General features: G+C 67.5%; 22 protein-coding genes and 1 pseudogene. 14 read left to right on the top strand and 9 right to left on the bottom strand.

The window, feature by feature from the left end; translation table 11 throughout:
- Positions 1-140: 140 nt before the first annotated feature.
- The 5 genes from DK459_RS09055 to DK459_RS09035 form a co-directional block, all read right to left on the bottom strand.
- Positions 141-1,667 (bottom strand): PA domain protein, encoded by a 1,527-nt coding sequence (locus DK459_RS09055; RefSeq protein ID WP_110134648.1) that lies wholly within the window; start codon positions 1,665-1,667, stop codon positions 141-143.
- Positions 1,668-1,809: 142 nt separating this feature from the next.
- Positions 1,810-2,586 carry a PAS domain S-box protein gene (locus DK459_RS09050; protein ID WP_006385988.1) on the bottom strand — a complete coding sequence of 259 codons (777 nt, stop codon included), beginning with the start codon at positions 2,584-2,586 and terminating at the stop codon, positions 1,810-1,812.
- A gap of 118 nt (positions 2,587-2,704) precedes the next feature.
- A complete protein-coding gene (locus DK459_RS09045; RefSeq protein ID WP_110134646.1) occupies positions 2,705-3,718 on the bottom strand; it encodes a cyclase family protein in 1,014 nt (337 codons plus the stop codon).
- Positions 3,719-3,804: 86 nt separating this feature from the next.
- The gene (locus DK459_RS09040; protein ID WP_227740147.1) at positions 3,805-4,506 is read right to left on the bottom strand and encodes a DsbA family protein; all 702 of its coding nucleotides are present in this window, start codon (positions 4,504-4,506) and stop codon (positions 3,805-3,807) included.
- Positions 4,507-4,598: 92 nt separating this feature from the next.
- Positions 4,599-5,507 (bottom strand): LysR family transcriptional regulator, encoded by a 909-nt coding sequence (locus tag DK459_RS09035; RefSeq protein WP_006385985.1) that lies wholly within the window; start codon positions 5,505-5,507, stop codon positions 4,599-4,601.
- A gap of 202 nt (positions 5,508-5,709) precedes the next feature.
- Here DK459_RS09035 and DK459_RS09030 point away from each other — a divergent pair, with 202 nt between their 5' ends.
- The 6 genes from DK459_RS09030 to DK459_RS09005 all read left to right on the top strand — a co-directional run bounded on the left by DK459_RS09030 (position 5,710) and on the right by DK459_RS09005 (position 13,954).
- A complete protein-coding gene (locus DK459_RS09030; RefSeq protein WP_080981644.1) occupies positions 5,710-6,384 on the top strand; it encodes an ankyrin repeat domain-containing protein in 675 nt (224 codons plus the stop codon).
- 126 nt (positions 6,385-6,510) lie between these two features.
- A complete protein-coding gene (locus DK459_RS09025; RefSeq protein ID WP_006385984.1) occupies positions 6,511-8,586 on the top strand; it encodes a PIG-L family deacetylase in 2,076 nt (691 codons plus the stop codon).
- A 133-nt stretch (positions 8,587-8,719) separates the two neighbouring features.
- A complete protein-coding gene (locus DK459_RS09020) occupies positions 8,720-9,565 on the top strand; it encodes a hypothetical protein (protein ID WP_054442757.1) in 846 nt (281 codons plus the stop codon).
- 218 nt (positions 9,566-9,783) lie between these two features.
- A complete protein-coding gene (locus DK459_RS09015; RefSeq protein WP_006385982.1) occupies positions 9,784-10,311 on the top strand; it encodes a sigma-70 family RNA polymerase sigma factor in 528 nt (175 codons plus the stop codon).
- A 4-nt stretch (positions 10,312-10,315) separates the two neighbouring features.
- The gene (locus tag DK459_RS09010; protein ID WP_233256784.1) at positions 10,316-11,344 is read left to right on the top strand and encodes a FecR domain-containing protein; all 1,029 of its coding nucleotides are present in this window, start codon (positions 10,316-10,318) and stop codon (positions 11,342-11,344) included.
- A gap of 132 nt (positions 11,345-11,476) precedes the next feature.
- Positions 11,477-13,954, top strand: a complete 2,478-nt coding sequence (locus DK459_RS09005) for a TonB-dependent siderophore receptor (RefSeq protein WP_110134644.1) — start codon at positions 11,477-11,479, stop codon at positions 13,952-13,954.
- Positions 13,955-14,029: 75 nt separating this feature from the next.
- On the opposite strand, the gene DK459_RS09000 is transcribed toward DK459_RS09005, so the two are convergent.
- The 3 genes and pseudogenes from DK459_RS09000 to DK459_RS08990 form a co-directional block, all read right to left on the bottom strand.
- Positions 14,030-14,512, bottom strand: a complete 483-nt coding sequence (locus DK459_RS09000) for a hypothetical protein (RefSeq protein WP_035182091.1) — start codon at positions 14,510-14,512, stop codon at positions 14,030-14,032.
- 175 nt (positions 14,513-14,687) lie between these two features.
- The gene (locus DK459_RS08995) at positions 14,688-15,434 is read right to left on the bottom strand and encodes a lysozyme inhibitor LprI family protein (RefSeq protein WP_232296004.1); all 747 of its coding nucleotides are present in this window, start codon (positions 15,432-15,434) and stop codon (positions 14,688-14,690) included.
- Between the two features lie 199 nt (positions 15,435-15,633).
- Positions 15,634-15,738, bottom strand: a pseudogene (locus DK459_RS08990) (O-acetyl-ADP-ribose deacetylase); the annotation flags it as partial.
- A gap of 251 nt (positions 15,739-15,989) precedes the next feature.
- Between DK459_RS08990 and groES the strand changes: the two are divergent.
- The 3 genes from groES (at position 15,990) to DK459_RS08975 (ending at position 19,106) form a co-directional block, all read left to right on the top strand.
- A complete protein-coding gene (gene groES, locus DK459_RS08985) occupies positions 15,990-16,277 on the top strand; it encodes a co-chaperone GroES (protein WP_006385977.1) in 288 nt (95 codons plus the stop codon).
- Between the two features lie 37 nt (positions 16,278-16,314).
- Positions 16,315-17,955, top strand: coding sequence for a chaperonin GroEL (gene groL / locus DK459_RS08980; protein ID WP_006385976.1), 1,641 nt, complete (start codon positions 16,315-16,317; stop codon positions 17,953-17,955).
- Positions 17,956-18,158: 203 nt separating this feature from the next.
- The gene (locus DK459_RS08975; RefSeq protein WP_054448289.1) at positions 18,159-19,106 is read left to right on the top strand and encodes a YihY/virulence factor BrkB family protein; all 948 of its coding nucleotides are present in this window, start codon (positions 18,159-18,161) and stop codon (positions 19,104-19,106) included.
- Between the two features lie 78 nt (positions 19,107-19,184).
- Here the strand turns inward: DK459_RS08975 and DK459_RS08970 are convergent, their stop codons facing one another.
- A complete protein-coding gene (locus tag DK459_RS08970) occupies positions 19,185-19,667 on the bottom strand; it encodes a MarR family winged helix-turn-helix transcriptional regulator (protein WP_102949848.1) in 483 nt (160 codons plus the stop codon).
- A gap of 226 nt (positions 19,668-19,893) precedes the next feature.
- On the opposite strand from DK459_RS08970, the gene DK459_RS08965 reads away from it, so the two are divergent.
- From DK459_RS08965 to DK459_RS08945, 5 genes are all read left to right on the top strand, one after another.
- Positions 19,894-21,351: a 2-hydroxymuconic semialdehyde dehydrogenase gene (locus tag DK459_RS08965; protein ID WP_110134643.1), complete on the top strand. Its 1,458-nt coding sequence runs from the start codon at positions 19,894-19,896 to the stop codon at positions 21,349-21,351.
- Between the two features lie 25 nt (positions 21,352-21,376).
- Positions 21,377-21,808 carry a RidA family protein gene (locus DK459_RS08960; RefSeq protein WP_047991850.1) on the top strand — a complete coding sequence of 144 codons (432 nt, stop codon included), beginning with the start codon at positions 21,377-21,379 and terminating at the stop codon, positions 21,806-21,808.
- Positions 21,809-21,823: 15 nt separating this feature from the next.
- Positions 21,824-22,867 (top strand): LysR substrate-binding domain-containing protein, encoded by a 1,044-nt coding sequence (locus DK459_RS08955; RefSeq protein WP_006385971.1) that lies wholly within the window; start codon positions 21,824-21,826, stop codon positions 22,865-22,867.
- Positions 22,868-23,019: 152 nt separating this feature from the next.
- A complete protein-coding gene (locus tag DK459_RS08950) occupies positions 23,020-23,571 on the top strand; it encodes a 3-hydroxyanthranilate 3,4-dioxygenase (RefSeq protein WP_020926369.1) in 552 nt (183 codons plus the stop codon).
- A gap of 30 nt (positions 23,572-23,601) precedes the next feature.
- The gene (locus tag DK459_RS08945) at positions 23,602-24,603 is read left to right on the top strand and encodes an amidohydrolase family protein (protein ID WP_049054024.1); all 1,002 of its coding nucleotides are present in this window, start codon (positions 23,602-23,604) and stop codon (positions 24,601-24,603) included.
- Positions 24,604-24,621 lie beyond the last annotated feature (18 nt).

The following is a 24,621-nucleotide window of genomic DNA, read 5'->3' as shown; positions in this document are numbered from 1 at the left end:
ATCCAGGATTTGAGGGAAAAACGAAACACGCGCCATCGGCCAGGCACGGCCAACCCCGCGCCGGCGCGCGGGGCGGCGGCGAAGGCGGCGGATATACGGAGATTGGGCGGCCTGCTGCGCGCGACGCCGCCGGGCGCTGGCTAGCGAGCGGCGGCAGGCTCGGGACGCAACTGCCCGAACGGCACGCGCGACAGGTCCAGCAACAGCTGCGTGGCGGCCACGGTTTCACGTTGCATGCGCGCGTAGTCGACCTTGTCGGCCGTGGTCACGCCGTAATTGAGCAGGTAGTTGGGGCCGGAGATGTAGTTGATGGTTGGTATCCGGCCGCGCCCCCAGAAGTACTGCCCTTCTCCTGGCCAGACAGCGTTGTTCGGGCCGCCATCCCCCTTGGGGTTGAGCGGTGGCATGATGAAGGCCGGCCCCGCGTCCGCCTGGCGCACCATCGCTTCGGCGGCGTCCACCAGCGCCGGGATTGGCGGCATGAATACGCCGACAGGTTCGAATTTTCCGGTTGGCGCCAGCTTGCCGGTTGCGTCCGGCAGCCACTCCATCGCCCCCAGGTGCTCGATGGTCACGACGGCGGCAATGCGCGAGGCCAGCGCGTCGCCCTGATGGCGCGCCAGAAAATCCTGCACCCCGGCGCCACCCGCGAAATGTCCGCTGGACAGCATGATCATCACGCCGCGCGGCAGGGAGCTGCGCGGCAGGCGCGACAGGTAGCCTGCCATATCGACGATGGCATTGGGGCCATTGTCCTCGATGCCGTTGGTGCCGTCCGTGTGGCTGTTGATCACGATCCACTCATCCGTCGCCCCCGGAATGACGCCGATCAGGTTGCGCGTGCGCACTTGCTCCACCTGCGCGTCCAGCGTCAGCCGCAGCGCGGCGCCCTTGGCCGCCAGCGCTTTCAGGCGGCGTCCCGCGTCACGGTCCACGTACAAGGCCGGCACGGCGCGCAACTCCCGGTCGTAGGGCGCATACAGTCCCTCGGCGGTCTGCGCCGGCGCGTCGATGATGGCGATGGCGCCCACGGCGCCCGCCGCCTGCAGTTTTTCCTGCAGCGCGGTCAACACCTCCAGGACCTGGTAGGGCCGCGCATACGGCGCGCCTGGCGGCAACGAACCGGCCGGGTCGTAGGCGCGCAGCGCCAGCCGATGGAAGAAATCGCCGGTAAGCGTGGCGCGCGGCAGGTCGAACAGCACGATCTTGCCAGCGACACGCTGGTCCGGCGCCGCGCCCGGCGGCAGGTACACCAGCCCCGCCTCCCGACCTTGCGCCCCGGTTCTGCCCGAATAAGGCACGTAGCCCGCGACGGCGATCCGCTCGCCGTCCGCGGCCTGCAAGGCCCAGTGCCGGGCCGACCAGCGCGCCAGCGGTAGCGATTCGAAGCGCAGGTCACGCACGCCCGCCGCCAGCAGCCGCTCGTGCAACTGGTCGACGTAGCGCTCGTGCGCGGGCGAGCCGGTGTCGCGTAGCCCCATGGCGTCCAGTTCCTCCTGCCAGCGGCGCACCTGCTCGCGCGGCAGGAATTCGCGTCCGTCCACCTTCATAGCGGCTTGCGCCGGCAAGGCCTGCGGACCGCGAGCCTGCGGCCCGGACGCGCAAGCCGCCAGCAAGACGCATCCCACCACGCCGCACACACCGCGCAGGTTCCTCCACTTGCTCATGCTTGTCTCCTTCGGTGATCTTGTGCCAGTTCTACCGATACTGAATGCGATTGTGCGGCAGCGCCGCGCCTGGCGGCAGACCACCGACGGGGGGTATGGCTCCCCCAAAGCGGGGTATCTGGCCGCGATCGCCGGCCGGGCCTCACGGCCCCGGCGCGATCAGGCCCGCCTTGATGGCGCAGGCCACCGCCTCGGCGCGTCGCCTGGCGCCCAGCCTCGACATGATCTTCTTGACGCTGTCCTTGACCGTGTGGGGACTGCGGTGGACGATGCCGGCGATCTCCGCATTGGACCGCCCCTGCGCCAGCAGGCCCAGGATCTTCAGGTCCGAGGCGCTCAGCCCATGCTTTTCGGCGGCCAGACGGCTGAGCATGCATTGCGCCTCGCGCAGCTTGTCATCCCCCGCCTCGCCGGCCTCAGGCGCCCCGTGCACCAGTTCGGCGATGCGCGCGTACATGGCCATCGCAATGCGCGTGCGCTCCTCCAACAGGGTCACGCGCTGCGACTTCTCGGTTACCAGCGACTGCAGCGCCTTGATCTCGTTGATGTCACGGGCGATGCCCTGGCGCCCGACCACTTGCCCGCCCCGCATCAGCGGACCGGCGCGCACCTCGAGATGGACGATACGGCCGTCGCGATGGCGCGCCTCGACTTCGAAGAACGGCGTGCGGTCCTGTCCCAGGACGCCCTGGCGGTAGTGGCGCGAGGCGATCTGCGCCGAGTTCTCGGTCAGCACCTCGGTGAACGGCAGGCCCATCAACGCCCTGGCGCGAAATCCCAGCACGCGCTCGGCGGCCTGGTTCAGGTAGGTGAACCGGCCTTCCAGATCGAGCGTGTAGATCAGGTCGCCGGCGGCCTCGATCAAGGCCTCGAAATCCGGCGCTTGCGGTGCGCGAGCGGGCTGGCGGACAGGGTTCATGGGCGACGCCTCCTGGAAAGGGTTGCAGGCAAGCGGCCAGCCTAGGGGGTGTTCGCGTGAAAAGCAACTTCGCGCCGGCCGGCGGCCAGGCGCGGTCCGTCCGCGCGTGGCGGCGTCCTCAGCGCAGCGGCATCGCCACCGGGCGCAACGGCGCCGCATCGCCGCCACGGATCTTCAGCGGGCCGCCAATGAAAGCGAACTCATAGACCTTGTCGCGCGACAGTTCGTCCAGCGCCGCCAGTTCGATGATGGGCACGCCTTGCTGCGCCAGCAGGTAGGTATGCAGCGGCACGTAGTCATCGGCGACCTCGGACGGGAAGGTCTCGAAGCTGAGGTTGTCCGCGCCCAGGATCATGGCGCCGCCTTCTTCCACCAGATAGCGGGCCGCGTCCAGCCCCATGCCCGGCGGCTTGGCCATGTAGGCGGCCGGGTCGTCGTACAGCTTCATGCGGCCGGTGCGGATCAGCACGATGTCGCCCTGCTGCAGCGCGGTCTTCTGCCGCGCCAGCGCCGCCTTCAGGTCCTGGCGGGTAATGCGATACGAATCCGGCAGCATGTCCACGCCCTTCAGCGCGGCCACGTCGATCAGCACCCCGCGCGCCACCAGCGGCGGGAATTTCTCGATGCCGGTGCGCTTCCAGCCGCGGTCGCCCAGGTGTTCGTCGGCGCGAAATCCGTTCCATATCCTGCCGTGGATGCCGAAGTGGTTCAGCGCGTCGATGTGCGTGCCGGTGTGGCTGTACATCGAGAACGCGGTGCCGGTGTAGCTGCGCATCGCGTTCATGTCCTTGCCCACGCCCATCGGATCATCGACTTCGGTGCCGCGCGGCGTGTGCGTCATCCAGAACTGGTAATGGGGATCGCCAGCATCCTGCCAGCTCGGCATGCCCACGTAGTATTCCGTGGCCAGGTCATAGACCTTGTCGCCGACCACACGCGACATGACGGCGGCACGCGAGGCCGGCGTGATGAGGTTGAGGCGGCCGATCTCGTCGTCCGGCCCCCATGGGCTGATGCCGACCTCCTGCCCGGAGGCGGGCGTGCGCGCCGGCGCGCCATGCGCAAAAGCGTTGAAGCCGATGGCAGCGCCCAGCGCCACGGCGAGCAGTCTGGAAGTATGGCGGATGTTCATGATGCACCTTATGCGTGAAATCCCCGTCCGGCGGACAGGAAGAATGGAAAATGGGGGATGAGCCGGCCTGACGGCGAGGCGCGGGCCTAGGCGCGCGCCGGCATCAGCGCCAGCAGGCGATCGCGCAGATCGGCCAGCGGCAGGGTCTGCAAGCGGGCCTGGTGCGGTCCCGCGACCAGCGTCGGAATGGAGTCAATGCCCAGCCGCGCGGCGGCCGCGCGGTCTTCCCGCACGCGCCGCCGCGCTTCTTCGCCTTGCATCACGCGGGCAAAGTCGGGGCGGTCGAATCCCAGCGCCGCCGCGATGTCCAGCAGGACCGCGGTATCGCCGACGTTGCGATGCTCGCTCAGGTGCGCGCGCTGGATGGCGTCGAACAGGTCCCAGTGGCCCGCCTCGCCGGCCAGCAGGTGAGCGGCCTGGCAGGCCAGCGCGCCGGCCAGGCCGCTGGGATAGTCGAAGGTCTCGCCGCGCATGCCCTCGATGTCGATACGCGGCGTGTCATCATGGCGGGCGCAGGCCTCCCAATGGCCCAGGATCACGCGCTTGGCGCGTTCCATCGAGCCGAATACACGACGCATCTGTTCAGGCGATTCCTGCAGCACGAAGCTGCGCTGGCGCACCGTGACGCCGAGTTCGGCCGCCACCTGGCGCAGGCGCGGCGACATCACGTAGCACCAGCCGCAGACCACGTCATGGAAGAAATCCACGGTCAGCGGCGTGGCGGGCGCGGCGGCTTCGGCGGATGCGGAAGCGGAGGCCGAAGTGGCGAAAGGCGAAGTCGAAAACATGTTGGCGTCCATCTCGTTTCAATGGACGCCAGCTTACGGACGGGCAGGCCCGGGAGTAAGGCGCTCGCCGGCAGGACTTTATTCGCTGGCCGTCAAGAATCGCCGCGCATGGCGGCGGGCAGGTGCTCGGCCAGGAAGTCGACGAACGCCTTGACCTTGGGTTGCAGGTGGCGGCTGGTCGGGTAGACGGCGTAGACCTGGCGCGGCGAGCCGGGCAGCTCGGGCAGCACCCGCGCCAGCCTGCCGGCCGCCAGGGCGGGCCCGGCCAGGAACGACGGCAAGGCGCCGATCCCCAGCCCCGCCTCGAGCAGGTCGCGCAGCATCAGGCTGTTGTTGACCTGGATCAGCGCGGGGCCAGCCAGCGGATCGGCCGGCTGGCCAGCGTCTTCCTCCGGAACCGGACCGGGGCTGTCGGCCAGGCTATAGCTGAGGATGTCATGCCCGCGCAACGCCTCGACGCTGTCCGGAAGGCCGCGGCGCTCCAGGTACGAGGGCGCCGCGCACAGCACCTGCGTCAGCGACGCCAGGCGACGCGCGATCAGGGAGGAATCATCCAGTTGCGCCCGCAGCCGGATCGACACGTCGAAGCCCTGCCCCACCGCATCGACCAGCCGGTCCTCCATGGCCAGATCGAGCCGCAGCTCGGGGTACTGGCGCAGGAAGCGCGCCAGCAACGGCGACAGCACGCTCAGCGCAAAGGACACCGGCGCGTTCACGCGCAGCCGTCCCGAAACGCGGCCGGACTGGCGCTTGACGGACTTCTCCAGCGCATCCAGCGCATCGAGCAGCCGGCAGCATTCGGCGTAATAGGCGGCGCCGGTGTCGGTCAGGCTCATCTTGCGGGTGGTGCGCTGGATCAGCACCGCTCCTAGGTGGGCTTCGAGGGCGCGCAGCTGCTTGCTGAGACCGGCCGACGACATGTCCAGGTCCTCGGCCGCCTTGGCGAGGCTGCCCAGTTCCACGATGCGCCGGAAGGCGCGCATATAGTTGAAGGTGTCCATGGCGGGAACGGATGCGGGGGGAAACCCCGCGATTCTGCAGCGATCCGCCGCATTCGCCAAACCATATCGCCCGCGAGGGGACAAGGGGAGCAAGGGCTATCGACGCGGGGCGTGGCCGTCCGGGCGGGCCGACGACACGTCGCGACCGCGCCATGGCGGCATAATCGAGGCACGTTCCCTGCCACGACAAGGAGGCTCAGGCATGTCCATCATCCGTTCCTGGCGCAAGTTCCTGGCGGCCGCCCTGCTGGCGGTCGCGGAGAGTGGCGCGGCCAGCGCAGGCGAGGCCGGCGCCGAGCTGCTGCGCGCCGCCGGCGCCGGCGACCTTGCGCGCGTCCAGGCGCTGCTGGCCCGGGGCGCGCCGCTTGAAGCGCGCGACGCCGACGGCAATACGCCCCTTCTGCGGGCAACGCTGGCCAACCAGGAAGCCGTCGCCACGGCGCTCATGGCTGCGGGCGCCGACGTCAACGCCAAGAACCGCATGCAGGACAGCGCCTACCTGTACGCCGGCGCGCGCGGCCACAACGGCATCCTGGCCGAGACGCTGCGCCATGGCGCCGACCTGCGCAGCACCAATCGGTATGGCGGTACCGCCCTGATCCCGGCGTGCGAGCGCGGCCTGGTCGACACGGTGCGCATGCTGCTGCGCGCCGGCGTCGATCCCAACCATGTCAACCGGCTCGGCTGGACCGGCCTGCTGGAAGCCATCATCCTGAGCGATGGCGGCCCCGCCCACCAGGCGGTCGTCAGGCTGCTGCTCGACAATGGCGCCGACGTGAACCTGCCGGACGGCGACGGCCGCAGCCCGTTGTGGCATGCGCGCCAGCGCGGCCAGGAAGCCATCGCGACGATGCTGCAGGCCGCCGGCGCGCGCTAGGGGCGGCGCCCGGCGTCGGCGCGCATCTGCGCAGCGGCGCCGCGCGTCCCGCGCAAGCGCCGCCATGACTTGCTAAGATGCCCGCAACCGGCAATTCCATATCCCAGCCTTCCGGAGCAAAGCCTCTTGACGCGGATACGCACGACCCTGCTCTCCCTTGCCGCGCAGGCGCTGTTTTTCGCCTGCCTGGTCTCGCCCACCCTGGCCGCGCCGCCCACGCTGGCGCAATGCAACGGCATCAAGGACCTGGCCTTCGTCGCCCACCTGGATGACGACCTGCTGTTCATGAACCCGGACATCGCGTCCAACATCGCGGCCGGCGGCTGCGTGCGCGTGGTCTACCTGACGGCCAGCGACGCCGGCGAAGGCGACACCTACATGCTGGGCCGCGAGCGCGGCGTGCGCGCCGCCTACGCCTACATGGCGCGCCAGCCCGACCTCTGGAAGGAAAGCGCCGGCCACGCGGGCCAACGGCAGATCGCGCGCTTCACCCTGAGCGGCAACCCGCGTGTGCAACTGTGGCATCTGCGCCTGAAAGACCCATGGCTGGGCAAGGGCTGGGGCAGCCTCACCCCGCTGAGCCGCACCGAATCGGAACCCGGGCAGATGGTGGACACGCTCGGGCCCTACCCCGAGGTCTACTCGCGCGAGCAACTGGTCGACACCCTGGCCGAACTGATCCGCCAGTACCAGCCGACCACCGTGCGCCACCTGGACGACACCATCACGGTGCCCTACACGCAACTGTGCTGGCGCTGCGCCGGACACGGGCATCCCGACCATATCGCCAGCGCGCGGCTGGTGCGCGCGGCCATGCTGCGCGCCCCCGGCAACTATGCCGAGACCGGCTACATCGACTACCCCAGCCAGGAACGCGCCAGCAACCTCGCCGAAAACGAGATCGCCAGCAAATCAGTGATCTTCCAGCACTACGCCTGGAACGACTACCACTATTGCGCCGGCCCCACCGGCTGCAAGGAACCCGCCGGCCCCGCCGCCGCCTGGGTGCAGCGCGCCTACTACGTCTCGCGCCAGGACATGCCGCCGCAGATCTACCCCGATGGCCGCGACGGCCTGGTGGTGTACGCCGCCGGCGAAACCAATGCCGCCGTCAATCGCTGGGATTCCGGCCAGCGCCGCTGGCAGAGCCTGGGCGGGCGCACCGGCGGTCCGCTGGTCACCTTCGGCCACGCCGACGGCACCGCCGGGTTGATGGCGCGCGATCCGCTGGGCGGCGTTTGGGCCAACAAACAGCGCCACGACGGCACCTGGCAGGGCTGGCAGGCGCTGGCCGGGATCCGCGTCAGCCAGATCCCGGCGGTGGCGCCGCGCGGCGAAGCCGCCGCCGTCGCGCTCGGCTACGACGGCCTGCTGCACTGGATCGCGCCGTCCGGCATCGACGGCAGCTGGGGCCACTGGCAAAGCCTGCCGCCGCTGGACGGCGCCACCGGCGCCCCCGCGGTCGTGCGCGGCGACGACGGCCGCTACATCGTGTTTGCGTCGGCGGGCGGCGGCCAGTTGTTCTACACGCGCCAATTGCCGGCCGCCAAAGGCCAGCGCCCCGATTGGCAGCCCTGGCGCCGCGTGGCCGCGCCGGAGGCCGCCGGCGGGCTGGCCGCGATCCGCAACCACGAACACCGGGTCGAACTCTATTTCCGCCAACGCGCCAACAATCACCTGACGCGGCTGGAGGAAGCCGGCGACACCACCGACATGGAAATGGACTGGAGCGCGCCCGTCGACCTGGGCGTGCCCTACATCGGCCGCCCCGCCGTCGATGCCGACGCGCAAGGCAACGTGGTGCTGGCGATCCTCGAACGCGCGGACGGTCCGCTCTGGCTGGTCGAGCACGGCAAGCCCGCCAGGCTGCAGGCCGAAGCCGCCTCGCCACCGGCGATCCATCTCGTCAATGGCACGCTATATGTAGTGGCTCGCATGGCAGGCGGCCCCCAGCGCTACCAGGTGCTGTCGCGCCGCGACGGCCTGTGGGCGGCCAACCTGACGCTGGACGGCATGCCGTCCAATGGCGGCGGCCCCTTCGCCACCCTGGCCGCGCGGCCCGCCGACCTGCCCAAGCTGGGCGCCAACGACAGCCACAACGCCGTCGTGATACGGCCCTCCTCCACCGAGCCAGGCACCTTGGCGCAGGAGCCCATGCCCAACCAGGCCTCGCGCACCGCCACGCCCACGCATGTGCAATGAGCGGCAGTGGATCCGTGCGCGACCGCGATGGCCGCGATGGCCGCGCGCAGGCGGCCGCGCCGATAAACTGGGCTATGCTTGCGACGCCGAAGGCGCAGGCCGAAGGCGCATCCAATCCGGAGAGCTTCACCCCATGATCCGTCATCTGGCCCTTGCCACGTCACTGGCCGCGTTGCTCGCCTCCGGCGCCGCCCAGGCGGCCCGCGACGCCTGCCCGCAGGCCGCGGACATCGTGCGCGCGGCCTACCCGCGGGCCCCGAGCGCCGATAACGAAGGCAACATCCGCCTGGGACAGGACAACATCGTCCTGCGGATCGCCGATGCCGACTACGGCGAACCCTTTGCCGTGACGTGCAAGACATGGCCCGCCAAACCCGACCTGCTGCTGGCGGCCATTCCCCTGATGCAGGACACGCCGAATCAGGACGATGGACACCAGGGCGACCTGCGCATCCTGGTGCTGGACCGCGCCACCCTGAAGATCCGCCACGACCTCCGGTTGGAAGGGGTGATGTCGGACGATGCCGTACGCCTGTCCGACGTGTCCTTCGACACCGCCCGCTACGACGTGACCGCCGGCCGCCGCGCCTTCGGCCTGCGGATTTCCCGCGTCGGCGCCTCGCGCGCCAACCCCTTCGGCGAAACCAGCCTGCGCCTGTTCGACATCGGCCCCAAGGGCCTGGCGATGGTGCTGGACGGCCTGATCGTGCACCGCTCCGGCGGCGAATGGGACACCAACTGCGCAGGCAAGTTCTCCAGCCGCGCCGTCACCCTGTCCATGGCCGACACGGTCACCCACGAATACCGCGACATCATCACGAGCGAATCGTACGAGTCGAGCCGCGCGGCCGTGGTGCGCGGCGATTGCGAGGAAAAGGTCGTCGACAAAGGCAAGACGCCCCGCACGCTGAAGTTCGACGGCCAGCGCTATCAGATTCCGGAACGATTGCGGTCGCTGGATCGGGACGGCGCGGGATAAGGCGCGACAACCGCGGCATGGGATTGGCCCCAGAGCGCAACGCCATGCTGGGCGCAACTGTCGAATGCCTTCATTGCGCTGCCTGGCGGAATCCCGCGCCAGGCTGATGCCAAGGGTTTTGCCATGATGTATGATTCGCTTCCATTCTTGCGAATGCGAATTAGAGTCGTTTGCAAAATCTAGACGGAGAGGCCCCAGCGCCGCGGGCTTGAACAGGAATGAAGGCTGACGGATACGGTGCGGCACCGTCCATGGACGTGATCTACGGCGATCACCACGAATGGCTCCAAGGGTGGCTGCGACGCCGCCTGGGCAACGCGGCCGACGCCGCCGACCTGGCCCATGACGCCTTCCTTCGCCTGCTCAGCAAGCCGGCCTCGCAAGGATTCAAGAGCTTTCCAGAGGCACGGGGCTATTTGCGCGCCATGGCCAATGGCCTGTGCGCGGACTTCTGGCGCCGCCGCGAGGTCGAACAAGCCTGGCTGGACACACTGGCCACGCGCCCTGAATCGTTCGAACCGTCGCCAGAGCAACGCGCGTTGGTCATCGAAACGCTGATGGAAATCGGCACGATGCTGAGCCGCTTGCCGCACAAGGCCGCCACCGCCTTCATCCTGGCGCAGGTGGACGGCGTGCCCTACCGCGACATCGCCCGGGACCTCGGCGTGTCGGAACGCATGGTCCAGAAATACATCGCCCAGGGCATGCTGCAATGCGCCTTGATCGATGCCGGGCTGGGCAGATAGGAGCATGGCGCCGCCGTTGCCAAATCCGCCTCCCGGCAATGGGGCCGCGCCCTCGCCAGGCCGCTTGCAGGCGGCCGATTTCGACAGCCTGCAACAGGCCGCCGACTGGTTTGCCCTGTTGCGCGCGGATCGCGTCACCGAGCAGGACAGGAAGGCGTGGCAGGCCTGGCTGCGCGAGCGAACCGAGCACGCCACGGCATGGCATCACGTCGAAGCCGTCAGCCAGCGGTTCGAGCCGCTGCGCGTGGGTGGAGGCGAAGCGGCGCTGGCGGGCGCCGCCGCGGCTCGCAAAGGCGTGCTCAAACGGCGTCGACTGCTGGGCGGCGGCGCCATCGTGCTGGGCACGAGCTTGTTGGGCTGGCAGGGGTGGCGCCATACGCCGCTGCGCGATCAGGCACTGGCGCTAGCCGCCGACCACGCCACCGGCACGGGAGAACGGCGCGACCTGCTGCTGACAGACGGATCCAGAATCTGGCTCAACGCCAGAAGCGCAATGGATGTGGATTACCGCGACGCCGCCCGCCGCTTGACGCTGCTGGCCGGGGAGATCCTGATCGATACGGCACCCGACCCTGCGCGGCGGCCGTTCTATGTCGAATCCCGTTTTGGACGCATGCAGGCCTTGGGCACGCGTTTCAGCGTGCGCCTGGCGCAAGACCAGGTTCAACTGGACGTCTATGACGGCGAAGTGGCGGTGCGCAACCGTGCCGGCGCGACGGTCAACGTCATGGCAGGCGGCCAAGCCCGCTTCAATGCCGAACGCATCCTGTCCACCGCGCGCGCCGACCCCGCCCGCCAAGCGTGGAGCCGGGGCGTCGTGCTGGCCGACAACCTCCCCTTGAAAACGCTCGTCAATGAGCTGGGACGTTACCGCAAAGGCTATCTGGGCGTGGCGCCGGAAGTCGCCGACATGCTCGTCATGGGCGTATTCCCCGCCGACGACCCCGACCGCGCGCTGGACTTGCTGGAACGCAATCTGCCCGTGCGCGTGCAACGGCCACTGCCATGGTGGACATCGATCGTCGCGCGCTGACAAGAAATTTTTCCGAGAACCAGTTCGGGTTTTTGAATCTCATCCGATTTACGGAATGAGAGAAGATCAGGCCTACCCGCCGACGGTTTCCCTCTCGCTGCTCACCACCACGCCTTGAGGGACTTTCATCTCATGTTTCGCCGTACCCGCCTGCGCGCCGACCGCGCGCCCGATACCGCCCCGCGTTTTGCCATCCGGCCCTTCGCGCTTACCCTGCACCTGGCCGTTGCCGGCCTGACCGGCGGCGCGGCGGCGTGGGCACCGACGGCGCAAGCCCAGGCCAACGACACACGCGACTATGCCATCCCGGCCGGCCCCTTGACCGCCGCCCTCAACCAGCTGGCCGCGGACGCCGGCGTGTTCCTGACCGCGCCGGGCACGCTCACGCAAGGCAAGGCCACGGCTGGCCTGCAGGGCCGCTACACGGTGCAGGCAGCCTTCCAGGCGCTGCTCATCGGGTCCGGGCTGCGGGCTGTCCGGCAAAGCGACAACGCGTACACCCTGCGCGCCGAAAGCGCTGATGCGAACGCAGCCGCAGTCCTGGAACCGGTCGCCGTGTTCGGCAGCTTCGACGCGCCCGTCAGCGAAGGCACGGGCAGCTACACGGTGCCCGTCAGCAACACCGCGACGAAGATGAACCTGTCGATCAGGGAAACGCCGCAATCGATCAGCGTCATCACCCGGCAGCAGATCGAGGATCAGCAGCTCAACAGCATGACCGACGTGCTGCACCAGACGCCGGGCATCACCATGTCGCAGGATGGCGGCGAACGCTTCAACATCTATTCGCGCGGCAGCGCCATGGATACCTATCAACTGGACGGCGTGACCACCACGCAGGTGAACCAGTCACGCACCATGCCGAGCACCTTGCTCGACATGGCGTTGTATGACCGCGTGGAAGTGGTGCGCGGCGCCACCGGCCTGATGACGGGAGCCGGCAGCCCCAGCGGCACCGTCAACCTGATCCGCAAGCGCCCCACGCACGAGTTCCAGGCCTACGCGCAGGTGGGAGCAGGCTCTTGGGATCTTTATCGCGCTGAAGCCGATATCTCCGGCCCTCTGAGCAGCAACGGAACGCTGCGCGGCCGGATGGTGGTCGCCAAGCAGGACAACCACACGTTCATGGACGCCTACACGCAGGACAAGGACGTGTTGTACGGCGTGGTCGAAGTCGACCTGACGGACACCACGCTGCTGCGGTTCGGCATCGACCACCAACGCTACAAGGCGACGGGCGCGCCAGGTGTGCCCTTGCTCTACACCAACGGCCAGCGGACGGACTTCACGCGCTCGACCAGCTCGGGCGCGCGCTGGATGTACGACGAATTCAAGACCACCAACTACACGCTGAACTTCGAGCAGGCATTGGCGCATGACTGGCAATTCAAGGTCGCCGCCAACCACATGGACGTGGAACGCTCCAACCTGAACGGCTCGTATCGGGTGGGTTCGGGCCGCTCCTTCCTGGACCAGGCCACGGGCCGCGCGGGCATGCTGGCCTACCGGGCTGGCGCGACGCAAACCCAGACCGGCGTGGACGTGACGATCCAGGGCCCGTTCGATCTGGGCGGCCGGACGCATGATTTCATTGCGGGCTTCAATTTCCAGCACTACGAGAACAAGCACAAAGGCTGGGACGTAGGCGTGTCCACGGTCGATTTCAGCACCTGGGGCAACAACATGGCGCGGCCGGGCAACACCGGAACCGTGGGCGAGATCTTCAATGTGAAGTCACGCCAGAATGGCAGCTATGCGGCGCTGCGTCTGAACCCGGTCAATGACGTGCACCTGATCCTGGGCGCCCGACGGTCCGACTACCACTACGACTATTACTATGAAAGCCCGGCCGACAGCTTCCTGCAAACCTACACCCTGCGCGCGCGCGGCGAAATCACCCCTTACGCGGGCATTGTCTACGACCTGACGCCCGAGCAATCGGTCTATGCCAGCTACACCGACATCTTCCAGCCGCAATCGTCCCAGGACCGCAATGGCAACGTGCTCGACCCCATCGTGGGCAAGAACTACGAGATGGGCTGGAAAGGGGAATTCCTGAACCGTCGCCTGAACACCAGCGTGGCGATCTACCGGTCCCAGAAAGACAACGTCGCCGAACTGGACGCGGGCTATACGGTGCCGGGCACGGACAACGCGGCTTACCGCGCGGCCAAAGGCGCGAGAACCACCGGCATCGACCTGGAAGTGGCCGGCGAAATCCTGCCGGGTTGGAACCTGCATGCGGGATTCAGCCATGCCAAAACCGAAGACGCGCAAGGCGCGCAGTTGCTGACCCAGCAGCCGGTCGACACGCTGCGCCTGTGGACCACGTACCGGCTGGGTGGGGCGTGGAACAGGCTGACGGTGGGCGGCGGCGTCGACTGGACGTCGAAGACCTCGTTGTACTTCAGCCGTTATGACAGCACGGTCAAGCAGGACGCGTACACGGTGGTCAACCTGATGGCACGCTACCAGTTCAACAAGAAGCTGGCCGCGACGTTGAACATCAACAACCTGTTCGACAAGGCCTACTACCAGGGCATCGGTGGCAGTTATGGACATTACGGTTCGCCACGATTCGCCGGCGTGACGCTGCGCTACGATTTTTGAGAAGGCATGAGGCCGACAGCAAGCGCTTCGACGCCGTCGCGGCGCCTTCGCGCGGCCCAAGGGTTGCGGACGACGTTAGGCCAGCAGCGCGGCCGCGGCGCGGCCCGCCATCATGTCTTCGAACAGGGCCGCCAGGCTCGGGGCGACCTCGCGGGTGTCCTCGAATTCCGGCTCGATGCCGTGCACGATGCGGCCCGAATCTCCCTCTATCGCCAGGAATTCGTATTCACCGGCAACGCTCATGTAGATCAGCGTGTGCCGCCGCCAGAAGTCCAGGACCGCCTGCCGGCCGGCCTCGTCCAGCGCGGCCTCCAGGCTGATGTCGCGCAGCGTGTGCCAGGCAAAGGCGCTGTCCGCCGTGCCGTCGTGGTCGGCCGCGCTCAGGAACCAGCGTGTCTGGTCCGCGTTGTGCAATTCGGTGAACGTCGCCAGGAAAGCGCCATAGCCGTGCCGGTCGCCCGGCGGCGCGGCCGCCGGCGTCGGCTCGGACGTGGTCCGCCGCAAGGTCCAGCCGTGTGCGGCAAGATGATCCAGGAAGCGTTGCGGTTGCGATGTCATGTCGGTCTCGGGATATGAAGCGCGATCGGACACGCGCTCGCGGCTTGCGGCGGCCCGAAAGCGGGCCGTGTTCGCACACTGAAGGCCGCGCCCCGATCGCCTCATGCCTGCGGCCGGTTCAATATGCGCTCATAGTGAAGAAGGTCGCCCGGTGAAAAGCAGCAGGCGCTTACCATCAACCGCCATAGCATTGCGCGTAGGTAAAGTCGACCAGGCGCTTGTCCGAGGCATCCTGGGGCGTGGACGGCTCTACTTGGAAATGACCGAACATATCGTCGTTGCAGATCCTCACGTCCTTGCGCTGCGTGCCTTCCTGCAATACGCAGGAACCGCCAAAACTGTGATTACTTCCGGCGACGCCAACCGGCAGATCAATCAGCCGGCTACAACCGATGATTCGGCCGTTTTGCTTCTGCTGCTCCAGCGATTGGTTGAACGATTCCACGCGGGAGTTGGGATCACGAATCGGCACAACATTGACGCATTCGCCACTGGCGGTTTGGTTGCCCGGCAGCTTGCAGTCCGAGTACACCTCGCCATTGGCAATACGTTTCTCATTACGCGCCAGCAGGGCGATGCGGCTTGTGTATGCTTGCCGCAGGCAGGCGCTGTCTTGACAAATGCCACGCGCGTATTTGATCCAGTTGCGCTGTTCTTCAGCCAACGCTTTCTTGCCATAGGCATCGGTTGCGGCTAGTGCTGCCTTATAGGCCCCCTGCAATTTGCCATCCAGCGCGGAGGTCTCGGCATCGCTACAGATCAACTTTTCCGTCGTGCTCGCGGCCTTGTTGCAATCAAAACTGGCGGCTTGGGCGTAGGTCCCCAGCATTGCGAGGCCCAACGTAAAGAGAAGCTTCATCGCAGGTGTATACCGTGTCTTCAGTACGTAAGCGGGTGGGCGTCTTGAATGCGGCTGGGTCATGATCCTATCTTCTCAAGTTGTATGTCGATGATGTCTTTCGTACAGCACAACACATGCTAGCAAGTCTCTCTTCAGTGGATATATACCCTATTGATCAAGGCACGGCCTGCCAATGAACGGGCTTTCAATCCACACGCCGCCTCAACCTACACTCGTCCACGTGCCAACTTCAGTGAACCGAATCTCAAGTCGAACGAAATTCGACACTCTCCGCCCCAAGCAATGAGGAATTCGCGGCGTTGACGATGGCGTCCACGCGAAGCTTCGTGATATCCGATTGAATTGCGCGCAGGCTGGCGGGCATGTATTGGCTCCTTGGGCGTGAGAGAACTTCTTGCGCAGACTCTCGCCCCCCGGACCCTTCAGCTCAATCCGCCAAAAAAAGGGACGCACCACAAGGCGCATTGCCGCCCGCCCCATATGTAACAGCCACCGCTCTCCCCCTTGAACCCCGGAACATCATCCCTATAATTAGCACTCGACTCCGGTGAGTGCTAACAGTCCTCCCGGGCCCAACCGATCATTCACTTTCTTCTTTAGTAACAGGAGTTCCTCATGGCCTTGCGTCCCCTGGGCGATCGCGTGATCGTCAAACGCCTCGAAAACGAGCGCAAGACTGCGTCGGGCATCGTCATCCCCGACAGCGCCGCTGAAAAGCCCGACCAGGGTGAAGTCGTGGCCGTCGGCCCCGGCAAGAAGACCGAAGACGGCAAGATCCTGCCGGTCGACCTGAAGGCTGGCGACAAGGTTCTGTTCGGCAAGTACGCCGGCCAGGCCGTCAAGGTCGATGGCGAAGAGCTGCTCGTCATCCGCGAGGACGAAATCCTCGCCGTGGTCCAGTAAACCCTGCCTCAAACGAATTTTCGAAGGAAGCTAACAAATGGCTGCCAAGCAAGTACTGTTCGGTGACGACGCCCGCGTGCGCATCGTCCGTGGCGTGAATGTCCTCGCCAACGCCGTCAAGACCACCCTGGGCCCCAAGGGTCGCAACGTCGTGCTGGAGCGCTCGTTCGGCGCCCCGACCGTGACCAAGGACGGCGTCTCCGTCGCCAAGGAAATCGAACTGAAGGACAAGTTCGAGAACATCGGCGCCCAGCTGGTCAAGGACGTCGCCTCCAAGACCTCCGACAACGCCGGTGACGGCACCACCACCGCCACCGTGCTGGCCCAGGCCATCGTTCAGGAAGGCCTGAAGTACGTTGCCGCCGGTTTCAACCCGATCGACCTGAAGCGCGGCATCGACAAGGCTGTCGCCGCCGCCGTCGCCGAACTGAAGAAGCAATCCAAGCCGGTCACGACCAGCAAGGAAATCGCCCAGGTCGGCTCGATCTCGGCCAACAGCGATTCCTCGATCGGCCAGATCATCGCTGACGCGATGGACAAGGTCGGCAAGGAAGGCGTCATCACCGTCGAAGACGGCAAGTCGCTGGAAAACGAGCTGGACGTCGTCGAAGGCATGCAATTCGACCGCGGCTACCTGTCGCCCTACTTCATCAACAGCCCGGAAAAGCAAGTCGCCGCGCTGGAAGATCCGTTCGTCCTGATCTTCGACAAGAAGATCAGCAACATCCGTGACCTGCTGCCGGTGCTGGAACAAGTCGCCAAGTCGAGCCGTCCGCTGCTGATCATCGCCGAAGACGTCGAGGGCGAAGCCCTGGCGACCCTGGTGGTCAACAACATCCGTGGCATCCTGAAGACCACCGCCGTCAAGGCGCCTGGCTTCGGCGACCGCCGCAAGGCCATGCTGGAAGACATCGCCATCCTGACGGGCGGCACGGTGATCTCCGAAGAAACCGGCATGTCGCTGGAAAAGGCCACCCTGGCCGAGCTGGGTCAAGCCAAGCGCATCGAAGTGGGCAAGGAAAACACCACGATCATCGACGGCGCTGGCGACAGCAAGTCGATCGAAGCGCGCGTCAAGCAGATCCGCATCCAGATCGAAGAAGCCACTTCCGACTACGACCGTGAAAAGCTGCAAGAACGCGTGGCCAAGCTGGCCGGCGGCGTTGCCGTGATTCGCGTTGGCGCTGCCACCGAAGTCGAAATGAAGGAAAAGAAGGCTCGCGTCGAAGACGCCCTGCACGCCACGCGCGCTGCGGTGGAAGAAGGCGTTGTGGCCGGCGGCGGCGTGGCCCTGCTGCGTGCCAAGCAAGCCATCACCGACCTGAAGGGCGACACGCCTGACCAGAACGCCGGCATCAAGCTGATCCTGCGCGCTGTCGAAGAGCCGCTGCGCACCATCGTCACCAACGCCGGCGAAGAAGCCAGCGTCGTGGTCAACACCGTGCTGCAAGGCAAGGGCAACTACGGCTACAACGCCGCGACCGGCGAGTACACCGACCTGGTCGAGCAAGGCGTGCTGGATCCCACCAAGGTGACCCGCACCGCCCTGCAGAACGCCGCCTCCGTCGCCAGCCTGCTGCTGACCGCCGAAGCCGCCGTTGTGGAACTGGCCGAAGACAAGCCCGCTGCCCCGGCCATGCCCGGCGGCATGGGTGGCATGGGCGGCATGGACTTCTAAGTCCCGCTTCCCCTGCATGGCCTCCCCGGCTTCGGCCGGGGCACGCAGTACCCCGAAAGACCCCCGGACCTTCGCCCCGGGGGTTTTTCTTTTTGCGGACCTGGCCGTCGCGCCAAGCCCCGGAACGTTTGCCAACAAGTTCATGGTTTCGCGCCGGCGCATGCGTCCCTACAATGAAGGCTTCCCAGCCCGAGCCCAGACCCATGCGCCTACCCAACAGCCTGCGTGTCCTGCGTCCGTCGGAGATCGGCGGGCTGCTGATGGATTCCGCCAACCAGTGGTCGACCCACCGCGCCTCCAGCAAGGGCGCGGCGCTGGCGTTGTACATGGTGTTTTCGCTGGCGCCCATGCTGATCCTGGTCATCGCCGTGGCCGGCGCCTTCTTCGGCGAGGACGCGGTGCGCTCGGAGCTGTTCTCGTCGCTGCGCGACCTGACCGGCGAGCGCGGCGCCGAGGTGATCCAGACGGTGCTGGCCAGCGCCCATGAATCCGGCGGCGGCTGGATCGCGGCGCTGATCTCGATCTTCGTGCTGATCTTCAGCGCCACCACGGCCTTCGCCGAACTGAAGGCCAGCCTCGATGACCTGTGGGAAGTATCCGGCAACCAGAAAGGCGGGATCCACGGCATGGTCCGCAGCCGGGTGCTGTCGTTCGGCCTGGTGCTGGTGCTGGCGTTGTTCCTGTTGATTTCGCTGACCGTGAACGCGGCGCTGGGGGCCGCGCGCAAGTACTACGGCGACCTGTGGGCCGCGTCGGCGGTGGCCACGGTGGCCGACTGGCTTTCCAGCCTGTTTTCGTTTTCGGTGGTGGTGGCGCTGTTCGCGGTGATCTTCAAGCTGCTGCCGAGCGCGCGGATTTCGTGGCGCGACGTGATTCCCGGCGCCATCGTCACGGCGGCGCTGTTCCTGGTGGGCAAGTGGGGGATCGGCGTGTACCTGAGCCGGGGCGCGGCGGTGTCGGCCTACGGCGCGGCCGGGTCGCTGATCGCGCTGCTGCTGTGGATCTATTATTCGGCGCAGATCTTCTTTTTCGGCGCGGTGTTCACGCGGCAGTTCGCGCTGCGCTTCGGGCGCGAGGCCAATGGCAAGGACGCGACGGCGGCATCCGCCCCGACGTCTGCGGCAGGGCCTCCGCCTTCGGACGCGCCCTGAGGCCGCATCCGGCCATTTCACGGCCTCACGGCCTGCCTTGCGCCGGCAAGCCTGGAAGCGGCGGCGCCCGGTAGCCCACTACGCCGCGGGCGACTCCAACCCCGCCATCAGGCGCAGGCATCGCAGGAACACCGGCCGCAGTTCCTCCGGAATCGGCGCCAGCACCTGGGCCTCCACCTCGGCATCACGCGGCAACACCCGCGCCAGCAGCGCCATGCCCTCGTCGGATATCTCCAGCGCGTAGGCGCGGCCATCCTCGGCCGAGCGCGTGCGTCGCACATAGCCCTTGGCGGTCATGCGGGCGATCATCTCGGCGAAGGAATTGCGGTCCAGCGCGATCAGTTCGGCGATGCGGTTCTGGGTCGCGCCCGGGTTCTGGTAGACCGTGATCAGCAGGGCCTTCTGGCGTGGCGTCAAGTCCTCGTCGGGAAAGGCCTGCGCGAACAGCGCCTCGGCGCGGAAGTGGGCGCGGCGCAGCAGGTGCGAGGCCACCTGGGTCAGGTCGAATTCCCGCAAGGCGCGGGGCGGGGCCGGACGAGAGGTCGAACGGGAAACGGTCATGGGGCTTTCCATGGAAAGGGCCTGGCGATTGTAGGCCGCAGCGGTCAGTACCCGGCGGGTCCGGCACGGCGGCTGGCCGGCTCCGGGCAGCCCCTGGCGCCGACGCCGCCATCCTGGGCAAAACCCTGCATTGACTTCGCTCCAGGCGCTGCCTAATATCGCCACAATAGTACGTATACGTATTTTATCGCCGCCCCCAGGCGAGATCCTTCCCGGAATCCCGATCATGACGATCCGCCAGCTGCGCAACTATATCGACGGCCGCTTCGAAGACGGCGCGTCCACGTTCGACAAACACAGTCCGGTGGATCACACGCTGATCGCCCAGGCCCACGAAGCCAGCCGCGAGCAGGTCGACCGCGCCGTCGCCGCCGCGCATCGCGCCCTGCCGGCCTGGGCCGCGCTGCCGGTGGCCAGGCGCACCGACCACCTGCTGGCGCTGGCCGACGGCATCGACCGCCGCTTCGACGATTTCCTGCAGGCCGAGATCGGCGACACCGGCAAGCCGGTCTCCTGGGCCAGCCAGATCGACATTCCGCGCGGCGCCGCCAATTTCCGCGCCTTCGCCGAACTGGCGCGCACGCTGGACATGGAAAGCTACATGACCGACACGCCCGACGGCCGGCAGGCGCTGAACTATGCCTACCGCAAGCCGCTGGGCGTGGTTGGCGTGATCTCGCCGTGGAACCTGCCGCTGCTGCTGCTGACCTGGAAAGTGGCGCCGGCGCTGGCCTTCGGCAACACCGTCATCATGAAGCCGTCGGAAGTCACGCCCTCCACCGCCACGCTGCTGGCCGAGGTCGCGCACGAGACCGGGCTGCCGCCCGGCGTGCTGAACCTGACCCACGGCTTCGGGCCCGGGTCCGCGGGCGAATTCATCACCACGCATCCGGACATCGACGGCATCACTTTCACCGGCGAGTCGGCCACCGGCGCGGCCATCATGCGCGCCGTGGCGCCGGGCGTGAAACCGGTGTCATTCGAGCTGGGCGGCAAGAACGCGGCGCTGGTGTTCGCCGATGCCGATTTCGAGGCGGCGGTCGACGGCACCGCGCGCTCGGTGTTCGCCAACTGCGGCCAGGTCTGCCTGTGCACCGAACGCGTGTACGTGCAACGCCCGATCTACGAACGCTTCGTCGCCGCGCTGGCCGAGCGCGCGCGGGCGTTGCGCATCGGCTGGCCCGACGACGCGGACACCGGCATGGGGCCGCTGGTGTCGCGCGAGCACCGCGACAAGGTGCTGTCGTACTTTGCGCTGGCGCGCGAGGAAGGCGCCACCGTGGTCACCGGCGGCGGCGTGCCGGTGTTCGGCGATGCGCGCGACGCCGGCGCCTACGTGCAGCCGACCATCTGGACCGGCCTGCCCGAGAGCGCGCGCTGCATCAAGGAAGAAGTGTTCGGTCCGGTCTGCCACGTGGCGCCGTTCGACACCGAGGAGGAGGCCATCCGCCTGGCCAACGACACCCGCTACGGCCTGGCCGCCGCCGTCTGGACCCAGGACCTGACCCGCGGCCACCGCGTCGCGCAGGCCATGAAGGTCGGCCTGGCGTGGGTCAATTGCTGGTTCCTGCGCGACCTGCGCACGCCGTTCGGCGGCAGCGGCCTGTCGGGCATCGGCCGCGAGGGCGGCCGCCATTCGCTGCATTTCTATACCGAGCCCACCAACGTCTGCATCAAGCTGTGATGCACAACGCCTCCAAGGACACGCCATGACCCAATCTTCCACCCGCGCCAGCGTCGTCGCCGGCAAGGCCACCCCGCGCGGCAAGTATCCCCACATCAAGCGCGCCGGCGACTTCCTGTTCGTCTCCGGCACCAGCTCGCGCCTGCCCGACAACCGCATCGCTGGCGCCGAGGTCGACGCGATGGGCACCGCCACGCTCGACATCCGCGTGCAGACGCGCGCGGTGATCGAGAACATCCGCGACATCCTGGCCAGCGCCGGCGCCGGCCTGGCGGACGTGGTCGAGATCAGTACTTTCCTGGTCAACATGAACGACTTCGGTGGCTACAATCAGGTCTACGGCGAGTTCTTCGACGCCGATGGACCGGCACGCACCACGGTGGCGGTGCATCAGTTGCCGCACCCGCAATTGCTGATTGAGATCAAGGCGGTGGCGTACAAGCCGCAGGCGCGCTGAGCGGCGCGCGCGGCCATGGCGCCCGACCGCCTTGCGGCTTTTCCTTCGGAACAGGATCGCCGCCCCGGCCGTCGCGCCGGGACGGCCGCGCGCATGTCGAACTTCCGCATCACGCCCAACGCGCTCAGCCACAAACTGAAGCTGCACCAGCTGCAGATCTTCGAGCGCGTGCTGGCGCGCCGCTCGCTGTCGCGCGCCGCCAGCGAAATGCACCTGACCCAGCCCACCGTCACCAAGGCCATCCACGACCTGGAGGCCTTCTTCGGCGCGACGCTGTTCGAGCGCTCCAACCGCGGCGTCACGCCGACCGAGCTGGCGCTGGTGCTGGGCCGCCGCGTGCACGCCATGATGGCCGAGATCCGCTACATGGCCGACGACATCGACGCGGTGCTGGGCGGCGCCAGTGGCCACGTGGTGGTGGGCACGCTGATCGCGGCCTCGGCCAAGCTGCTGCCCGAGGCCATCGCGCGGCTGATGACGGAGCACCCCGGCATCCAGGTCACCGTGCGCGAGGGCCCATCGGCGCAGTTGCTGCCGGCGCTGGCCACGGGCGACGTCGACATCGTGGTGGGCCGGCTGCCGGGCGCCGACATGGCATCGATCTCGGGCGTGGCCGTCGATCACCACCAGCTGTACCGCGAAGACCTGTGCCTGGTGGCCGGCGCGCGCCATCCGCTCGCGGGCGCCGCGCGCGTGACGCTGGCCGAGCTGGCCGACCACATCTGGATCCTGCCCGCGCCCACCTCGCCGCTGCGCGCCTCGATCGAGCGCAGCTTCTTCGATGCCGGCGTGCGGCTGCCCACGCGCCACGTCGAATCGCTGTCGCTGCTGACCAATATCGGCATCCTGATGCACAGCGATGCGCTGGCGCTGATGCCCTACGACGCCGCGGCCCAGTTCCTGGCCATGGGCGTGCTGACGCGCCTGCCCACCGACGCCTTCGGCGCGTTCGGCGACGTCGGCTATTCGATCCGCGCCGACCGGCCGCTGACGCCGGCCTGCCTGCGGCTGGTCGACTACCTGAAACAGATCGCCGCGCAGCGCCCCGCCAGCGCTTGAGCGCCGGCCACCGCATCCGGGATATCCCGTTCAGGGAAACCCCGCGATAGATACCCCGCATATCCAACCGCGCAATTTCTATTGTGCCGCGCGCCCCTCCCCCGCCTAGACTTGCCTTCAGCGAAGTCCGCACGAGCCTTTCGGAGACCGTCATGCCCGCCTATGGCCCGCCCCTGAATTTCCAGCGCTGGATCCAGGACCACGCCCACCTGCTGCAACCGCCGGTGGGCAACCAGCAGATCTGGCAGGACGCCGATTTCATCGTCACCGTGGTCGGCGGCCCCAACCTGCGCACCGATTACCACGACGATCCGCTGGAAGAGTTCTTCTACCAGGTGCGCGGCAACGCCTGGCTGTCGCTGTGGATCGACGGCAAGCCCGAACGGGTCGACCTGAAGGAAGGCGACATCTTTCTGTTGCCGCCGCATGTGCGCCATTCGCCGCAACGCCCCGAGACCGGCAGCGCCTGTCTGGTGATCGAGCGCCAGCGCCCGCAGGGGCTGCTGGACGGCTTCGAATGGTATTGCCCGCATTGCGGCCACCTGGTGCACCGCGTCGAGGTGCAGCTCAAAAGCATCGTGACCGACCTGCCGCCGCTGTTCCAGGCCTTCTATGCCAGCGAGGAAAAGCGCACCTGCCCCGGCTGCGGCGCGCTCCACCCCGGCAAGGCGCAAGCCTCCGCCGCGCAGCCGTCGCCCGCCTAACGCCCCCCAACCCGCCGCAACTTTCTTTCCATGACCTTGAAAATCGATATGCACGCGCACTTCTTCCCGCCCATCACGCGGCAGGAAGCGGCGGCGCTGGACCCGGTGGACGCGCCCTGGCTGCGGCGCGACGGCGATGGCTCGACCGGCCAGATCATGGCCGGCGACCGCCCCTTCCGCCCGGTCGACGCCACGTTGTGGGACCCGGCCTTGCGCGTCGAACAGATGGACCGCCACGGCGTCGACCTGCAGATCCTGTGCGCCACGCCGGTGATGTTCGGCTACACCTATCCCGCGCAGGCCGCGGCCGACTGGGCCGCGCGCATGAACGACCTGGCGCTGGAGCACTGCGCCTTCGCGCCCGGCCGCCTCAAGGCGCTGGCGCAGGTGCCGCTGCAGGACCTGGAGCTGGCCTGCCGCGAGGCCTCGCGCGCCCGCGCCGCCGGCCACCTGGGCGTGCAGATCGGCAACCACGTCGGCCCGCGCGACCTGGATGACGACACACTGGTACGGTTCCTGGTGCATTGCGCCAACGACGGCATCCCGGTGCTGGTGCACCCCTGGGACATGATGACCGACGGCCGCATGAAGCGCTGGATGCTGCCGTGGCTGGTCGCCATGCCCGCCGAAACCCAGCTGGGCATCCTGTCGCTGATCCTGTCCGGCGCGTTCGAGCGCATCCCCCGCAGCCTGAAGCTGTGCTTCGCCCACGGCGGCGGCAGCTTCGCCTTCCTGCTGGGACGCGTGGACAACGCCTGGCGCCACCGCGACATCGTGCGCCAAGACTGTCCGCAACTGCCCTCGTCGTACACCGACCGCTTCTACGTCGACAGCGCCGTGTTCGATCCGCGCTCGCTGCGGCTGTTGATCGACGTGATGGGCGAGGACCGCGTGCTGCTGGGCTCCGATTATCCGTACCCGCTGGGCGAACAGGAGGTCGGCCGGCTGGTGTCGAATTCCGACCTGCTGCCCGCGGTGCAGCACAAGATCCTGGCGGCCAACACGCAGACGTTCTTCGGGCTGGATCGCTGAGCCGCCCGCCAACCATGA

The organism is Achromobacter sp. RW408 (genome assembly GCF_003184165.1).
In the GTDB taxonomy this organism is placed as follows: Bacteria; Pseudomonadota; Gammaproteobacteria; order Burkholderiales; family Burkholderiaceae_B; genus Achromobacter; species Achromobacter xylosoxidans.
The sequence above is the reverse complement of the archived record's forward strand: the minus strand, read 5'-3'. Positions and strand labels throughout refer to the sequence as shown.

What these genes read in the sequence shown, in the direction of transcription:
- DK459_RS09055 (WP_110134648.1), bottom strand. Translation starts at nt 1,667, where the DNA reads ATGAGCAAGTGGAGGAACCTGCGCGGTGTGTGCGGCGTGGTGGGATGC.
- DK459_RS09050 (WP_006385988.1), bottom strand. Translation starts at nt 2,586, where the DNA reads ATGAACCCTGTCCGCCAGCCCGCTCGCGCACCGCAAGCGCCGGATTTC.
- DK459_RS09045 (WP_110134646.1), bottom strand. Translation starts at nt 3,718, where the DNA reads ATGAACATCCGCCATACTTCCAGACTGCTCGCCGTGGCGCTGGGCGCT.
- DK459_RS09040 (WP_227740147.1), bottom strand. Translation starts at nt 4,506, where the DNA reads ATGTTTTCGACTTCGCCTTTCGCCACTTCGGCCTCCGCTTCCGCATCC.
- DK459_RS09035 (WP_006385985.1), bottom strand. Translation starts at nt 5,507, where the DNA reads ATGGACACCTTCAACTATATGCGCGCCTTCCGGCGCATCGTGGAACTG.
- DK459_RS09030 (WP_080981644.1), top strand. Translation starts at nt 5,710, where the DNA reads ATGTCCATCATCCGTTCCTGGCGCAAGTTCCTGGCGGCCGCCCTGCTG.
- DK459_RS09020 (WP_054442757.1), top strand. Translation starts at nt 8,720, where the DNA reads ATGATCCGTCATCTGGCCCTTGCCACGTCACTGGCCGCGTTGCTCGCC.
- DK459_RS09015 (WP_006385982.1), top strand. Translation starts at nt 9,784, where the DNA reads ATGAAGGCTGACGGATACGGTGCGGCACCGTCCATGGACGTGATCTAC.
- DK459_RS09010 (WP_233256784.1), top strand. Translation starts at nt 10,316, where the DNA reads ATGGCGCCGCCGTTGCCAAATCCGCCTCCCGGCAATGGGGCCGCGCCC.
- DK459_RS09005 (WP_110134644.1), top strand. Translation starts at nt 11,477, where the DNA reads ATGTTTCGCCGTACCCGCCTGCGCGCCGACCGCGCGCCCGATACCGCC.
- DK459_RS09000 (WP_035182091.1), bottom strand. Translation starts at nt 14,512, where the DNA reads ATGACATCGCAACCGCAACGCTTCCTGGATCATCTTGCCGCACACGGC.
- DK459_RS08995 (WP_232296004.1), bottom strand. Translation starts at nt 15,434, where the DNA reads ATGACCCAGCCGCATTCAAGACGCCCACCCGCTTACGTACTGAAGACA.
- groES (WP_006385977.1), top strand. Translation starts at nt 15,990, where the DNA reads ATGGCCTTGCGTCCCCTGGGCGATCGCGTGATCGTCAAACGCCTCGAA.
- groL (WP_006385976.1), top strand. Translation starts at nt 16,315, where the DNA reads ATGGCTGCCAAGCAAGTACTGTTCGGTGACGACGCCCGCGTGCGCATC.
- DK459_RS08975 (WP_054448289.1), top strand. Translation starts at nt 18,159, where the DNA reads ATGCGCCTACCCAACAGCCTGCGTGTCCTGCGTCCGTCGGAGATCGGC.
- DK459_RS08970 (WP_102949848.1), bottom strand. Translation starts at nt 19,667, where the DNA reads ATGACCGTTTCCCGTTCGACCTCTCGTCCGGCCCCGCCCCGCGCCTTG.
- DK459_RS08965 (WP_110134643.1), top strand. Translation starts at nt 19,894, where the DNA reads ATGACGATCCGCCAGCTGCGCAACTATATCGACGGCCGCTTCGAAGAC.
- DK459_RS08960 (WP_047991850.1), top strand. Translation starts at nt 21,377, where the DNA reads ATGACCCAATCTTCCACCCGCGCCAGCGTCGTCGCCGGCAAGGCCACC.
- DK459_RS08955 (WP_006385971.1), top strand. Translation starts at nt 21,824, where the DNA reads ATGGCGCCCGACCGCCTTGCGGCTTTTCCTTCGGAACAGGATCGCCGC.
- DK459_RS08950 (WP_020926369.1), top strand. Translation starts at nt 23,020, where the DNA reads ATGCCCGCCTATGGCCCGCCCCTGAATTTCCAGCGCTGGATCCAGGAC.
- DK459_RS08945 (WP_049054024.1), top strand. Translation starts at nt 23,602, where the DNA reads ATGACCTTGAAAATCGATATGCACGCGCACTTCTTCCCGCCCATCACG.